The 14,218-nt window shown below is 66.9% G+C and carries 11 protein-coding genes; 5 read left to right on the top strand and 6 right to left on the bottom strand.

From position 1 onward, the window contains the following. Positions 1 to 332: 332 nt before the first annotated feature. The 6 genes from AC1Z3W_RS15665 to AC1Z3W_RS15640 all read right to left on the bottom strand — a co-directional run bounded on the left by AC1Z3W_RS15665 (position 333) and on the right by AC1Z3W_RS15640 (position 7,559). Entirely contained in the window at positions 333 to 1,187 is an 855-nt protein-coding gene (locus AC1Z3W_RS15665; RefSeq protein WP_057927712.1) for a 3-hydroxybutyryl-CoA dehydrogenase, read from the bottom strand. Positions 1,188 to 1,227: 40 nt separating this feature from the next. Further along, on the bottom strand, positions 1,228 to 2,421 hold the full coding sequence (bktB, locus tag AC1Z3W_RS15660) for a beta-ketothiolase BktB (protein WP_057927711.1): 1,194 nt from the start codon (positions 2,419 to 2,421) through the stop codon (positions 1,228 to 1,230). Between the two features lie 49 nt (positions 2,422 to 2,470). Continuing rightward, positions 2,471 to 4,099, bottom strand: a complete 1,629-nt coding sequence (locus AC1Z3W_RS15655) for an electron transfer flavoprotein-ubiquinone oxidoreductase (protein ID WP_483508313.1) — start codon at positions 4,097 to 4,099, stop codon at positions 2,471 to 2,473. 78 nt (positions 4,100 to 4,177) lie between these two features. Beyond that, positions 4,178 to 5,968, bottom strand: a complete 1,791-nt coding sequence (locus AC1Z3W_RS15650) for an acyl-CoA dehydrogenase (protein ID WP_483507939.1) — start codon at positions 5,966 to 5,968, stop codon at positions 4,178 to 4,180. 525 nt (positions 5,969 to 6,493) lie between these two features. Then, positions 6,494 to 7,249 carry a GntR family transcriptional regulator gene (locus tag AC1Z3W_RS15645; RefSeq protein ID WP_057927709.1) on the bottom strand — a complete coding sequence of 252 codons (756 nt, stop codon included), beginning with the start codon at positions 7,247 to 7,249 and terminating at the stop codon, positions 6,494 to 6,496. 10 nt (positions 7,250 to 7,259) lie between these two features. Then, a complete protein-coding gene (locus AC1Z3W_RS15640) occupies positions 7,260 to 7,559 on the bottom strand; it encodes a hypothetical protein (protein ID WP_483507938.1) in 300 nt (99 codons plus the stop codon). Positions 7,560 to 8,004: 445 nt separating this feature from the next. On the opposite strand from AC1Z3W_RS15640, the gene AC1Z3W_RS15635 reads away from it, so the two are divergent. The 5 genes from AC1Z3W_RS15635 (at position 8,005) to yddG (ending at position 14,205) form a co-directional block, all read left to right on the top strand. Next, positions 8,005 to 9,207 (top strand): NAD(P)/FAD-dependent oxidoreductase, encoded by a 1,203-nt coding sequence (locus tag AC1Z3W_RS15635; protein ID WP_483508312.1) that lies wholly within the window; start codon positions 8,005 to 8,007, stop codon positions 9,205 to 9,207. Positions 9,208 to 9,325: 118 nt separating this feature from the next. Continuing rightward, on the top strand, positions 9,326 to 10,657 hold the full coding sequence (locus AC1Z3W_RS15630) for an MFS transporter (RefSeq protein ID WP_483507937.1): 1,332 nt from the start codon (positions 9,326 to 9,328) through the stop codon (positions 10,655 to 10,657). An 82-nt stretch (positions 10,658 to 10,739) separates the two neighbouring features. Then, complete coding sequence (locus tag AC1Z3W_RS15625) at positions 10,740 to 11,651, top strand: dihydrodipicolinate synthase family protein (protein ID WP_483507936.1); 912 nt, start codon at positions 10,740 to 10,742, stop codon at positions 11,649 to 11,651. Beyond that, the gene (locus tag AC1Z3W_RS15620; protein WP_483507935.1) at positions 11,651 to 13,153 is read left to right on the top strand and encodes an aldehyde dehydrogenase; all 1,503 of its coding nucleotides are present in this window, start codon (positions 11,651 to 11,653) and stop codon (positions 13,151 to 13,153) included. The genes AC1Z3W_RS15625 and AC1Z3W_RS15620 overlap by 1 nt, the downstream gene beginning before the upstream one ends. Before the next feature lie 125 nt (positions 13,154 to 13,278). Next, entirely contained in the window at positions 13,279 to 14,205 is a 927-nt protein-coding gene (yddG, locus tag AC1Z3W_RS15615) for an aromatic amino acid DMT transporter YddG (protein WP_483507934.1), read from the top strand. Positions 14,206 to 14,218: the final 13 nt, after the last annotated feature.

Genomic DNA, 14,218 nt, shown 5'->3' with positions numbered 1-14,218 from the left:
GCGCAGGCGGCCATCGAGCCGGCTCGGACACGCAGGATCGGCGGTCGACGATGGACGGATCGAACTTGCGCCGGTGACGCACATAGCGGAACCGTGCGATCGGCACAGCCCGTTGCAGAAGGGCACGCGTTGCTCGTGTCGAACGGCCGCGGCGGCCAGATCGCGGCGGCCGTGCGGCACGCGATCACGTGCCGCCGAAGACGGCCCGGCCACTGCTCGCGATGTTCAAGCGGACGTTGCCGCGGGATCTGGCCGTGCCGGATGCGCAAGCGGGCCGTGCAAAGCACGCGGCCGCCCGAAGGCGGCCGCGCGAAGAGGCACCGATGCGCCGCTTACTTGCTGTAGTCGTACACCCCGCGCCCCGTCTTGCGCCCCAGCCGCCCGGCCGACACCATCTCGCGCAGCAGCGGGCACGCACGATACTTCGTGTCGCCGAAGTCCTTCAGGAACACATCCATCACTGCGAGGCACACATCGAGCCCGACGAGATCGGCCAGCGCGAGCGGCCCGATCGGATGGTTCGCGCCGAGCTTCATCCCCGCGTCGATCTCCTCGGCCGACGCGATGCCTTCGGCCAGCACGAAGAACGCTTCGTTGATCATCGGCACGAGGATCCGGTTCACGACGAAGCCGGGTGCGTTGCGCACGCCGATCGGCGACTTGTCGAAACGCTCGGTCAGCGCGCGCACCGCCGACGCCGTCGCTTCGCTCGTCTGCAGCCCGCGGATGATCTCGACGAGCGGCATCAGCGGCACCGGGTTGAAGAAGTGCATGCCGACGAAGCGCGACGGATCGGCGAGCAGCGCCGCGAGCGAGGTGATCGAGATCGACGACGTGTTGGTCGCGATGATCGCGTCGGGCCGCGCGACCGATTCGATCTGCTTCAGGATGCGGCTCTTCAGCTCGACGTTCTCGGTCGCGGCTTCGATCACGATGTCGACCGCGGCGAGCTTCGCGTAATCGGTCGACGTCGTGATGCGCGCGAGCGCGGCATCGCGCGCACCGGCGTCGAGCTTCTCCTTCGATACGAGCCGCTCGAGGCTGCCCTTCAGTGCGGCGACGCCCTTGTCGAGCGCCGCATCGCTGACGTCGATCATCACGACGTTGAGTCCTGCAACGGCGGCGGTCTGCGCAATGCCGTTGCCCATGGTTCCGGCGCCCACGACGCCGACGGTTTCGATAGCCATGACGATTCCTGTGTGTGTTCGGGTGCTGAACGTTCGATTATCAGATGTTCTCGAAGATCGCCGCAATCCCCTGGCCGCCGCCGATGCACATCGTCACGAGCGCGTAACGCCCGCCGATGCGCTTGAGCTCGTACAGCGCCTTGACCGTGATCAATGCGCCCGTTGCGCCGATCGGGTGACCGAGCGAAATGCCCGAGCCGTTCGGGTTGACCTTGGCCGGATCGAGGCCGAGTTCCTGCGTGACCGCGCACGCCTGGGCCGCGAACGCCTCGTTCGCCTCGATCACGTCGAGATCGGTGATCTTCAGGCCCGCGCGCTCCAGCGCCTTCTGCGTGGCCGGCACCGGACCGATGCCCATGTACGCCGGATCGACGCCCGCATGCGCATACGCGACGAGACGCGCGAGCGGCTTCACGCCCTGCGCGCGCGCGGCATCCGCGCTCATCATCAGCACCGCGGCGGCCGCATCGTTGATCCCCGACGCGTTGCCGGCCGTCACCGTGCCGTCTTCCTTCACGAACACCGGCTTCAGCTTCGTGAAGTCGTCCGGGCCGGCGTCGTGACGCACGTGCTCGTCGGTGTCGAACGCGACCTCGCCCTTCTTCGTGCGGATCGAGATCGGCAGGATCTGATCCTTGAAGCGGCCTTCGGCGATCGCGCGCGCCGCGCGACGATGCGATTCGAGTGCAAGTGCATCCTGCGCGTCACGCGAAATGCCGTACTTGCGTGCGACGTTCTCGGCCGTCACGCCCATGTGGATCGTCTGGAACGGGTCGTGCAGCGCGCCGAGCATCATGTCGACGAGCTTCGCATCGCCCATGCGCTGACCGAAACGCGCGGCCGGCACGGTGTACGGTGCGCGGCTCATGTTCTCCGACCCGCCGCCGATCGCGACGTCGGCGTCGCCGAGCATGATCGTCTGCGCGGCCGACACGATCGCCTGCAGGCCCGAGCCGCACAGACGGTTCACGGTCAGCGCCGGCGTGTGCTGCGCGACGCCGCCGTTGATCGCCGCGACGCGCGCGAGATACATGTCCTTCGGCTCGGTGTTCACGACGTGGCCGAACACGACATGGCCGACCGCATCGCCCGCCACGTTCGCGCGCGACAGCACTTCGGCGACGACCTTCGCACCGAGATCGGTCGGCGAGAAATCCTTCAGGCTCCCGCCGAAATCGCCGATCGCGGTACGGACACCGCTCACCACCACGACTTCCTTCGCTGCATTGCTCATCGTCTCACTCCGGTTCGTTCGCGCCCGTGGGCGCGGGGATGCGTTTGCGTTACATGTTCGGGTAATTCGGCCCGCCGCCGCCTTCCGGCGTGACCCACACGATGTTCTGCGTCGGGTCCTTGATGTCGCAGGTCTTGCAGTGCACGCAGTTCTGCGCGTTGATCACCAGCCGATCGCTGCCGTCGTCGTTCTTCACGAACTCGTAGACGGCCGCCGGGCAGAAGCGACCCTCGGGGCCCGCGTAGGTGCTCAGGTTCACGTTCACCGGCACGCTCGCATCCTTCAGCGTCAGGTGCGCCGGCTGGTTCTCCTCGTGGTTCGTGTTCGAGATGAACACCGACGACAACCGGTCGAACGTCAGCTTGCCGTCCGGCTTCGGATACTCGATCGGCGTGCATTGCGATGCCGGCTTCAGCATCTCGTGATCCGCATGCTTGTGGTGCAGCGTCCACGGCACGTTGCCGCCCATCACCTTCTGCTCGAGACCGACCATCAGCGTGCCCAGGTACAGCCCCTTGGCCATCCACTGCTTGAAGTTGCGCGCGCGGTACAGCTCCGTGTACAACCACGATTGCTTGAACGCATCCGGGTACGCGTTGAGCTCGTCCGACTGACGGCCGGCCTGCACCGCATCGAACGCGGCGTCCGCGGCCAGCATGCCGGTCTTGATCGCCGCGTGGCTGCCCTTGATCCGCGATGCGTTCAGGAAGCCCGCGTCGTCGCCGATCAGCGCGCCGCCCGGGAACACCGTCTTCGGCAGCGACAGCAGGCCGCCCGCCGTGATCGCGCGCGCGCCGTACGACACGCGCTTGCCACCTTCGAGGAATGCGCGGATCGACGGATGCGTCTTGTAGCGCTGGAATTCCTCGAACGGCGACAGGTACGGGTTCGTGTAGCCCAGGCCCACCACGAAGCCGACCACGACCTGGTTGTTGTCCATGTGATACAGGAACGAGCCGCCGTACGTATCGGACTTCAGCGGCCAGCCGGCCGTGTGGATCACGAGGCCCGGCTTGTGCTTGGCCGGATCGATTTCCCACAGCTCCTTGATGCCGATCCCGTACGCCTGCGGATCGGCGTTCGCGTCGAGCTTGAACTTCGAGATCAGCTGGCGGCCCAGGTGGCCGCGGCAGCCTTCGGCGAACAGCGTGTACTTCGCGTGCAGCTCCATGCCGAGCTGGAAGTTCTCGGTCGGCTCGCCGTCCTTGCCCACGCCCATGTTGCCGGTGGCCACGCCCTTCACCGAGCCATCGTCGTTGTACAGAATCTCGGCGGCCGGGAAGCCGGGGAAGATCTCGACGCCGAGCGCCTCGGCCTGTGCCCCGAGCCAGCGGGTCACGTTGCCCAGCGAAATCACGTAGTTGCCATGGTTCTGGAAGTTGGCGGGCAGCGCCCAGTTCGGCGTGGTGATCGCGCTGTTCTCGGACAGGAACAGGAAGCGGTCTTCGGTCACCTCGACATCGAGCGGCGCGCCGCGTTCCTTCCAGTCGGGGAACAGTTCGTTGATCGCGCGCGGATCCATCACCGCGCCCGACAGGATGTGCGCGCCGATCTCGGAACCCTTCTCGAGCACGCACACGCCGATCTCGGTGCCTTTCTCGGCGGCCAGCTGCTTGAGCCGGATCGCCGCCGACAGCCCGGCGGGGCCGCCGCCGACGATCACGACGTCGTATTCCATCGATTCGCGCGGGCCGTACTGCGCGAGCAAGTCCTGTGTGGTCAAAATCCTGTCTCCTCCTGCGCCCCGACCGTCAGGTCAGAACTGGTCTTCCGTCAACGCGAGCACGCTCTCGTTGCCCTTCGCGCCGACGATCGACGCTTCGAACGCGCCGGCCTGCACGAGGACGTGTTCCGCATAGCATTGTGCGATCGCGATCTTCGCATCGTAGAACGCCTTGTCGTTCGCGCGGTTCGCATGCGCCGCCAGCAACGCGCGCGCCATCTGCCATCCGCACAGCACCACGCCGGCCAACTTCAGGTACGGCACACTGCCCGCGAACACCGCATTCGGATCCTGCTTCGCGTTCGCGAGCACGTAGTCCACCGCCGACGACAGCGCGCGCGCGCCCTTCTCCAGCCGCGTCTTCATCGACGCGGCCGCGGCGCCGTCGACCTTGCCGAGCGCCGCGACGGTGTCGTCGATCTCCGCGATCAGCGCCTTGGCCACCGCGCCGCCATCGCGCAGCGTCTTGCGGCCGACGAGGTCGTTCGCCTGGATCGCGGTCGTGCCTTCGTAGATCGCCAGGATCCGCGCATCGCGGTAGTACTGCGCCGCCCCGGTTTCCTCGATGAAGCCCATCCCGCCGTGCACCTGCACGCCCAGGCTCGCCACGTCGTTCACCATCTCCGTGCTCCAGCCCTTCACGACCGGCACCAGATATTCGTAGATTGCCTGATGACGTGCACGCGTCGCCTCGTCCGAATGACGGTGGGCAATGTCGCTGTGCGCGGCTGCTACGTAGGCCAGCGAGCGAGCGCCTTCGGTGAGCGCGCGCATCGTGCCGAGCATGCGGCGCACGTCCGGATGATGGATGATCGTCACCGACTGCTTGGCCGAACCGTCCACCGGGCGGCTCTGCACGCGCTCCTTCGCGAATTCCGCGGCCTTCTGGTACGCACGGTCGGCCACGCCGATCCCCTGCATCCCGACGCCGAAGCGCGCCGCGTTCATCATGATGAACATGTATTCGAGGCCGCGATTCTCCTCGCCGACCAGGTAGCCGATCGCACCGCCGTGGTCGCCGTACTGCAGCACCGCGGTCGGGCTCGCCTTGATCCCGAGCTTGTGCTCGATCGACACGCAGTGCACGTCGTTGCGCGCACCGAGCGAGCCGTCCTCGTTGACCATGAACTTCGGCACGATGAACAGCGAGATGCCCTTCACGCCTTCCGGCGCGTTCGGCGTGCGCGCGAGCACCAGGTGGACGATGTTGTCCGCCATGTCGTGCTCGCCCCACGTGATGAAGATCTTCGTACCGAACACCTTGTACGTGCCGTCGCCCTGCGGCTCCGCGCGCGAGCGTACCAGCGCCAGGTCCGAACCGGCCTGCGGCTCGGTCAGGTTCATCGTGCCCGTCCATTCGCCCGAGATCAGCTTCGGCACGTAGCGTTGCTTCTGTTCGTCGGTGCCGGCCGTCAGCAGCGCCTCGATCGCGCCGTCGGTGAGCAGCGGACACAACGCGAACGACAGGTTCGATGCGTTCAGCATCTCGATGCACGGCGTCGCGATCAGCTTCGGCAGCCCCTGGCCGTCGTACTCGGCCGGATGCTGCAGGCCCTGCCAGCCGCCTTCGACGAACTGGCGGAACGCGGCGCCGAAGCCGGGCGTTGCCGTCACGACACCGTCCTTCCAGCTGCTCGGGTTGCGGTCGCCCTCGACGTTCAGCGGCGCCAGCACTTCACCGCAGAATTTCGCGGATTCGTCGAGCACGGCCTGCGCCGTGTCGTAGCCGGCTTCCTCGAAGCCCGGCAACTGCGCAACGGTGTCGATGCCCGCGAGTTCCTTCAGCACGAACAGCATGTCCTTGACAGGGGCGTTATAGCTCATGGTCGATGTTCCAATCAGGCGGTGAATGAGGCGCGCGACCCGGGCGGCTGCGGCAAAACCGGCCAGCGCCAGGCGACGTCGTGACCCATCGTAATGCCGCACCGGCGGATTTCCATTGTCATATCCGGCCCACATGGTGACAAAACCGGCCACGCGATGCGCGAGGCAATGTCGGAAGCGGGCGTCGGGGCGGGGTTTCCCGGATGCGGGTTTCGGCGCACGACAACGCGCAATCGGCGTGCCGGCCGGATGTATACAGTGATGGGGTCGAAGCGACGGCGCGCCACGGCGCCGTGAACGGGGTGGCAAGGTCGGCGACGCGGCGCCGATCACGGGAGTCGCCGAAGGAAGCCGGCCATGGGAGCCGGCGAAGGGAGCGGGTTATGGGATAGCGCCCCGTACTCGATGAAACCAGCGGGGACGGAAAAAACCGGCGGCGGATGGTGGACGACTACAGTCCCGGGCCGACGACCCGGCCTGGATTGCTTGCTGCATCCATGACCATGGCGCGCCGGCCGCCCTCCGCTATCGCTTGTCCTGCGTCAGCACCGGATCGCCGAGGTTCACGGAGACTGCCATGCCCTGCGGCGCCGCGTACTCGGTCATCCGTCGGCGCGACAATTCGAAGTGGTCGCGGACCAGTTGCCCCGCCTCATCTGCGTCCTGCCTCGCGAGCGCATCGATGATCTGGTCATGCTGGACGACGGCGCTTTCGAGCGTGTGCTGCATCGTGTCCGTGGCCGGATAGCGGTAGAACATCTTCCCGAGCCGCGCGTGATCGATCAGCAGGCGGCGCAGGCTCGGCATCAGGTAATCGTTCTGCGCGATCCGGCCGATTTCAAGGTGGAATTCGTCGTTGTAGAACACACGGTTCGCGACGTTGCCGCTTTCGATCGCGGCCCGAAAATGCGCCTGGATCGTCCGCAGCCGCGCGATGTCGTCGGGTGTCGCGTTCAGCGCCGCCAGCTGGGTCGTCGCGATATAGATCACCGGCGCGGCGATGAAGAAGCTGCGCAGCGACTGGAAATTCATCGACGTGACGCGCGGCGCCCGATTCGTCTCGAGCTCGATATAGCCTTCCGCGGCCATCTGCCGGATCAGCTCGCGAATCGGCGGCCGCGACATGCCGAACTCGTCGGCCAGCGCCGCTTCATCGATCAGTGCGCCCGGCGCCAGCTCCATGTTCACGATCCGGCGTCGCAATGCCTCGCCCAGGGCCGACTTGCGATCGACCGTTTGTGCCACATCCGCCGGTGCCGACTCCCCACCCGTTCCTTTCATAACGCCCTCGTCACTTTGAAGCGCGTACTATAAGGCCCCGTCCCGGGCCATGGCTAGCGCCGTCCCCTGTCCCGACGGCATGCGCCGATGCAGGCGCCGCCGCCCCCTCCTTCCCCGTCACGAAAACCTGCCACGACGGCATGCGCCCCTTCGCACCGCCGCTTCCGGTTTCCGCCGTTTCCGCCGTTTCCGCCGTTTCCGCCGTTTCCGCCGTTTCCGCCGTTTCCGCCGTTTCCGCCGTTTCGGCCGTTTCGGCCGTTTCCACCGTTTCCACCGTTTCGGCCGTTTCGGCCGTTTCGGCCCTCACCATCGCCAGTCGAACCACCCCACGCATCGAGGGTTAACCCTCGATTCCCGCAATACGATTGTTAGACTATAGTTTGTCTACTAAGTATAGTTTATTAGCCGCACGACAGAATTTTCTTTCCGGTCAGGCGTTTCGCGCCTCGGGACGCCACGCCGATAGCCCGACGCGACCGCCCCGACCACGCGAACCGCCAGGGCCGACATCACCAACAAGGACATGGGCGCATCCGCACGCGCGTGTCATTTCACTCAACGAGACGCTGGATTCAGGAATGCTTAGGGTTACTTCGCCGACGGTAGAAGAGGCTGCGCAGCCTCAACGCGATGCGCGCAAGGTCAAGGTCGGCGCGCTGCCTGCCGACGACCACGCGTGCGGCTGGTACCACACCAGCCCGCCGCGCGTGCCGCGGCCGTGTCACACGGGCACCACGAAGGCGCGCTGGGGCGTGATCGGCGCCGGCTTCACCGGGCTCGCCGCGGCGCGCCAGCTCGCGCTGAACTTCCCGGACGACGAAGTCGTGCTGGTCGACGCGCAGGAAGTCGGCTTCGGCACGTCGGGGCGCAACGCGGGCTTCGCGATCGACCTGCCACACGACATCGGCGCGGACGACTACATCGGTGACATCGATACGGCGAAGACGACCCTGCAACTGAACCTGCTCGGCCAGTCGATCCTGCGCGCGCTGGTCGACGAACACGGGATCGATTGCCACCTGCGCGCGTCGGGCAAGTACCAGGCGGCGGTCGAGCCGCGCGGCGTCGCGGTGCTCGACGCGTACCGGCGCGGTCTCGACAAGCTCGGCCAGCCGTACGAAGTGATCGAAGGCAAGGATCTGCCCGCGCATATCGGCACCGGCTTCTACCGGAAGGGGCTGTTCACGCCCGGCACGATGCTGCTGCAGCCGTCGGCGCTGGTGAAGGGCCTGGCCGACAGCCTGCCGCCGAACGTCACGCTGCACGAGCACACGCCGATCACCGACGTCGAATACGGCGAGAAGATCGTGCTCGGGCACGCCGGCGGCCGCATCGTCGTCGACAAGCTGGTGCTCTCGAACAACGCGTTCGGCATGCGCTTCGGCTTCCTCGCCGGCACGATGCTGCCGGTGTTCCTGTACGCGAGCCTCACGCGGCCGCTGACCGGCGCCGAACAGGCGCGGCTGGGCGGCCAGCCGTTCTGGGGCGTGATTCCGGCCGATCCGTTCGGCAGCACGGTGCGCCGCACCCACGACAACCGCATCCTGATCCGCAACAGCTTCAGCTTCAATCCGAACGGCCGCCCGAACGACCGCCATCGCGAGCGAGCGCTCGCGCGCCACCGGCTCTCGTTCGAGCGCCGCTTCCCGATGCTGTCGGAGGTCGAGTTCGATTACACGTGGAGCGGCTCGCTGGCGCTGTCGCAGAACCACAAGGGCTTCTTCGGCCAACTCGCGCCGAATGTCTATGGCGCGCTCTGCTGCAACGGCCTCGGCATCACGCGCGGCACGGTGACGGGCACGCTGCTCGCCGACTGGCTGGCCGGCAAGCGCGACGCGCTGACCGACTTCCTGCTCGCGACGTCCGGCCCGAACCGCAACCCGCCGGAGCCGTTCCTGTCGGCCGGCGTCAACGCGACGCTCTGGTGGGGCCAGCGCAAGGCGGGCCTGGAGAGCTGAACCGGCCGCATCGAACGACCACCCACCGAATCCACGATTCAGCGATCGGGCGCCGCGCGGACACCGCGCGCCCCACGGAGATCGCCCCATTCATCAGGAAGGAAGGAGACGACCGCCAATGGCAAAAACGACGGTATCCATCGAAGACGTACCGCTCAACGGATTTCACCAGCTGCTCACGATACGCTCGGGCGGCGGCTGGCTCATGGACGGCTACGTGCTCAGCATCATCGGCGTGGCCATGGTGCAATTCTCGGCCGCGCTGCACCTGACCAGCTTCTGGGAAGGCATGATCGCGGCGTCGGCGCTGCTCGGCATCTTCGTCGGCGGCTTCCTCGGCGGCTGGCTGACCGACCGGATGGGTCGCCGCCGGCCCTACTTCTTCGGCCCCGTGCTGTTCATCGTCTGCTCGATCGCGCAGCTGTGGGTGCAATCGGGCGAGGCGCTGTTCGTCCTGCGCTTCATCACCGGCATCGGCGTCGGCATCGAGTACCCGGTGGCCGGATCGCTGCTGACCGAATTCATGCCGCGCAAGTACCGCGGCCCGCGCCTCGCGATGCTGACCATCATCTGGTTCTTCGGCGCGGCGCTCGCGTACATCGTCGGCAACATCCTGCTCGCGCAGGCCGGCCCCGACGCGTGGCGCTGGGTGCTCGCGAGCCCGGCCGTGATCGGCGTCGCGCTGTTCCTGGTGCGCATCGGCACGCCGGAATCGCCGCGCTGGCTGCTCAACAAGGGCCGCAAGGCGGAAGCCGACGCGGTGATCCGCAAGGTGTACGGGCCGTCGTTCTCGATCCGCAACCTGCCGGAAGAGCCGGTCGACCGGAAGATCTCGCTCGGCGCGCTGCTGCACTCGGGCTACGGCAAGCGCATGCTGTTCGTGGTGCTGTTCTGGACCTGCTCGGTGATCCCGGTGTTCGCGGTCTATTCGTTCGCGCCGCGCGTGCTGCAGGCGCTGCACCTCGAAGGCGACTGGGAAGCGTACGGTTCGGTGGCCATCACGCTGCTGTTCGTGGTCGGCTGCGCGCTCGCCACGCGCGTGATCAACACGCTCGGCCGCCGCGCGCTGGTGATCCACAGCTTCCTGTGGTCGGCGCTCGCGCTGCTGGCGCTCGGCGCGTGCTCGAACGGCTCGGCCCTGCTGATCCTGGTGCTGTTCGGCGCATACGCGTTGCTGATCGGCGGCGCGCAGGTGCTGCAGCTCGTCTATCCGAACGAAATCTTCCCGACCGACATCCGCGCGTTCGCGGTCGGCATGGGCGCGTCGCTGTCGCGCATCGGCGCGGCGGTCGGCACCTGGCTCGTCCCGATCGCGCTGCAGAACATCGGCATCGGCAACACGATGTACGCGGCGGCGGCCGTGTCGTTCGTCGGCCTGCTGGCCTCGGTCGCGCTCGCGCCCGAAACGGCATCGCTGTCGCTGCAGGAAGCCGCTTCGCTCAGTCATTGACCCGTATTTCACGCACGCCGCGACGGTCGCGGCGTCGGCATTTCCCACGCAACGCTTACTTTCATTCCAGCGGGAGCACATCATGAACTTCAACGGCATCTACACGCCGGCCATCACGCCCCTGACCGCCGAAGGCGGCATCGACAAGGCGGCGTTCGCCGAGGTCCTCGAATACCTGATCGGCGCCGGCGTGCACGGCATCATCATCGGCGGCTCGACCGGCGAGTACTACGCCCACACGATGCAGGAGCGCATCGAGCTCGGCGCGTACGCGAAGCAGGTGATCGGCACGCGCGTGCCGCTCGTGATCGGCACCGGCGCGATCCGCACCGAGGATTCGGTCGAATACGCGAAGTCCGCGAAAGAGATCAAGGCCGATGCGATCCTGGTCGGCTCGCCGCCGTATGCGCTGCCGACCGAGCAGGAAAACGCCGCGCACGCGATCGCGGTGGACCGCGCCGCCGACCTGCCGGTGATGCTCTACAACTACCCGGCGCGCATGGGCGTGTCGATGGGCCGCGCGTTCTTCCGCGCCGTCACCGCTGCGTCGAAGAACTTCGTCGCGATCAAGGAAAGCTCAGGCAGCACGGCGCAGCTCCACATGCTCGCGCGCGAATTCCCGAACATCAGCGTGTCGTGCGGCTGGGACGACCAGGCGCTCGAATTCTTCGCGTGGGGCGCGAGCAGCTGGGTCTGCGCGGGCTCGAACTTCCTGCCGGCGGAACACGTCGCGCTGCACCAGGCCTGCGTGGTCGAGAACGACTTCCGCAAGGGCCGCCGCATCATGTCGGCAATGATGCCGCTGATGGATTTCCTCGAGGACGCGGGCAAGTTCGTGCAGTCGATCAAGTACGGCAGCGAACTCGTCGGCCTGCGCAGCGGCGGCGTGCGCGCCCCGCTCCAGCCGCTCGACGAAGCGAACAAGGCGACCCTCAAGCAGATCGTCGCCGACGTGAAGCGCGAGATCGCGGCGGTCGTCGGAGGCCAGGCCTGATGGCGGAACTGCTCAGCGCATCGCAATACGCGGCCCTCGCGGCCGAACTGAAACTGCCGACGCAGGCCTTCGTCGACGGGGCATTTCGCCCCGCCAACGCCGGCAAGACGTTCGCGACGGTCAACCCGGCCACCGATCAGGTGCTCGCGCATGTCGCTGCGTGCGACGCCAGCGACGTGGACGATGCAGTCGCACGCGCGAAGGCGGCGTTCGCCGACGGCCGCTGGCGGCAGCTGCCGCCGTCGCAGCGCAAGTCCATCCTGCTGAAGTTCGCGGACCTGCTCGAACAGCACGCGCACGAACTGGCGACGATGGAAAGCCTCGACAGCGGCAAGCCGATCCGCGAATGCCAGAACATCGACGTGCCGGAGACGATCCACACGATCCGCTGGCACGCCGAGCTGATCGACAAGATCTACGACAACACCGCGCCGGTCGGCTCGAACGCGCTCGCACTGGTGGTGCGCGAGCCGATCGGCGTGGTCGGCCTGGTGCTGCCGTGGAACTTCCCGCTGCTGATGCTGGCGTGGAAGATCGGCCCGTCGCTGGCGGCAGGCTGCTCGATCGTCGTGAAGCCGGCGACGGAAACCACGCTGACCGCGCTGCGCGTGGCCGAACTCGCGCACGAGGCCGGCGTGCCGGCCGGCGTGTTCAACGTGGTGCCGGGCGGCGGCAAGGAAGTCGGCGAGCCGCTGGGCCGCCACCCGGACGTCGCGATGGTCAGCTTCACCGGTTCGACCGCGACCGGCCGGCGCTTCCTGCACTACGCGGCGGAATCGAACCTGAAGCGGATCGTGCTCGAATGCGGCGGCAAGAACCCGGCCGTCGTGATGCGCGACGTCGCGGACCTCGACGCGGTCGCGCAGCATGTCGTGAACGGCGCGTTCTGGAACATGGGCGAGAACTGCTCGGCGTCGTCGCGCCTGATCGTGCATGCCGACATCAAGTCGGCGCTGCTCGAGCGCATCGGCGTGCAGATGCGCGAATGGAAGATGGGCGACCCGCTCGATCCCGAGCACCGCGTCGGTTCGCTGATCAGCAAGGCGCACTTCGACAAGGTCCGCACGTACCTCGACCAGGCCGGCGCGGACAAGCTCGACGTGGTGTTCGGCGGTTCGACCGAGAACGGCATCTTCGTCGAGCCGACCGTGGTGGACGGCGTGAGCCGCGACCACACGCTGTTCCAGGAGGAAGTGTTCGGGCCCGTGCTGGCCGTCACGACCTTCACGGACACCGACGAGGCGATCGCGCTCGCGAACGATTCGGTCTACGGGCTCGCGGCATCGGTCTACACCAGCAACCTGAACGACGCGATTCACCTGTCGCGCTCGATCCAGGCCGGCGTGGTGACGGTGAACTGTTTCGGCGAAGGCGACATCACGACCCCGTTCGGCGGCTACAAGGCTTCCGGCTTCGGCGGCCGCGACAAGTCGATCTGGGCGCACGACCAGTACACCGAGATCAAGACCATCTGGATCGACGTACCGGCCCGCAGCGCATAATCTCATCGACACGCAGCACCCGTATGCCGGCCGCGGTCGCCACGAGCGATCGCGGCCGGTTTGTCACATCTGCCGGGCAATCGGCCCGGCACAACGTATTCACCCGGTATCGGCAGGAAACAGGCATGAGCAGCAGGAACAGGGCGACGCTGATCGGATTCGTCGCAATCGTTTTATGGAGTTCGGTGGTAGGGCTGATTCGCGGTGTCAGCGACAGCTTCGGCGCAACCGGCGGCGCCGCGATGATCTACACGGGGGCGGCGGCACTGCTGCTCGTGACGACCGGGCTGCCGCGGCTCGGCGATTTCCCGCGCCGCTACCTGCTGTGGGGCAGCGTGCTGTTCGTCGCGTACGAATGGTGCCTGTCGCTGTCGATCGGCAACGCGCACACGGCGCGCCAGGCGATCGAGGTCGGCATGGTCAATTATCTGTGGCCGACCTTCACGATGGTGTTCGCGATCCTCTTTCTCCGCCAGCGCGCGAACCTGCTGATCGTGCCGGGCGTGATCCTCGCGATGGCCGGCGTCGGCTGGGTGCTCGGCGGCGAGCACGGCTTCGATACGGCCGGCATGGTGGCCAATGTCGTCGACAACCCGCTCAGCTACGGGCTTGCCTTCGCCGGCTCGCTGATCTGGGCCGCCTATTGCACCGTGACGATCAGGATTGCGAATGGCAAGAACGGCATCACGCTGTTCTTCATCCTCGTCGCGCTGTCGCTGTGGATCAAATATCTGCTCGACGGTGAGCATACGATCGTGTTCGGCTTCAATGCGCTCGCCAGCTTCGTGCTCGCATCGGCGGCGATGGGTTTCGGCTATTCGGCGTGGAATATCGGCATCATGCGCGGCAACGTCGCGCTCCTCGCCGGCGTGTCGTACTTCATTCCGGTCATCTCGGCCGGCCTCGCCGCGCTGCTGCTGGATGCGTCGCTGTCGTCCGGCTTCTGGAGCGGCGCGTTCTGCGTGTGCGGCGGCTCGGTGCTGTGCTGGCTCGCGACGCGCAAGCGGGCGCCGCGCGCCGCCGCGTCCGTGCCGGCGGAGCAGTGCACGTAAGGACAGTCGTGCA

It is taken from the genome of Burkholderia sp. 10_S31 (assembly GCF_056930375.1).
This window is presented reverse-complemented; position numbering and strand designations above follow the sequence as displayed.

Coding starts and splice junctions, on each gene's coding strand:
- AC1Z3W_RS15625 (WP_483507936.1), top strand. CDS start 10,740: ATGAACTTCAACGGCATCTACACGCCGGCCATCACGCCCCTGACCGCC.
- AC1Z3W_RS15620 (WP_483507935.1), top strand. CDS start 11,651: ATGGCGGAACTGCTCAGCGCATCGCAATACGCGGCCCTCGCGGCCGAA.
- AC1Z3W_RS15645 (WP_057927709.1), bottom strand. CDS start 7,249: ATGAAAGGAACGGGTGGGGAGTCGGCACCGGCGGATGTGGCACAAACG.
- bktB (WP_057927711.1), bottom strand. CDS start 2,421: ATGAGCAATGCAGCGAAGGAAGTCGTGGTGGTGAGCGGTGTCCGTACC.
- AC1Z3W_RS15655 (WP_483508313.1), bottom strand. CDS start 4,099: ATGGAATACGACGTCGTGATCGTCGGCGGCGGCCCCGCCGGGCTGTCG.
- AC1Z3W_RS15665 (WP_057927712.1), bottom strand. CDS start 1,187: ATGGCTATCGAAACCGTCGGCGTCGTGGGCGCCGGAACCATGGGCAAC.
- yddG (WP_483507934.1), top strand. CDS start 13,279: ATGAGCAGCAGGAACAGGGCGACGCTGATCGGATTCGTCGCAATCGTT.
- AC1Z3W_RS15630 (WP_483507937.1), top strand. CDS start 9,326: ATGGCAAAAACGACGGTATCCATCGAAGACGTACCGCTCAACGGATTT.
- AC1Z3W_RS15650 (WP_483507939.1), bottom strand. CDS start 5,968: ATGAGCTATAACGCCCCTGTCAAGGACATGCTGTTCGTGCTGAAGGAA.
- AC1Z3W_RS15640 (WP_483507938.1), bottom strand. CDS start 7,559: ATGGTGAGGGCCGAAACGGCCGAAACGGCCGAAACGGTGGAAACGGTG.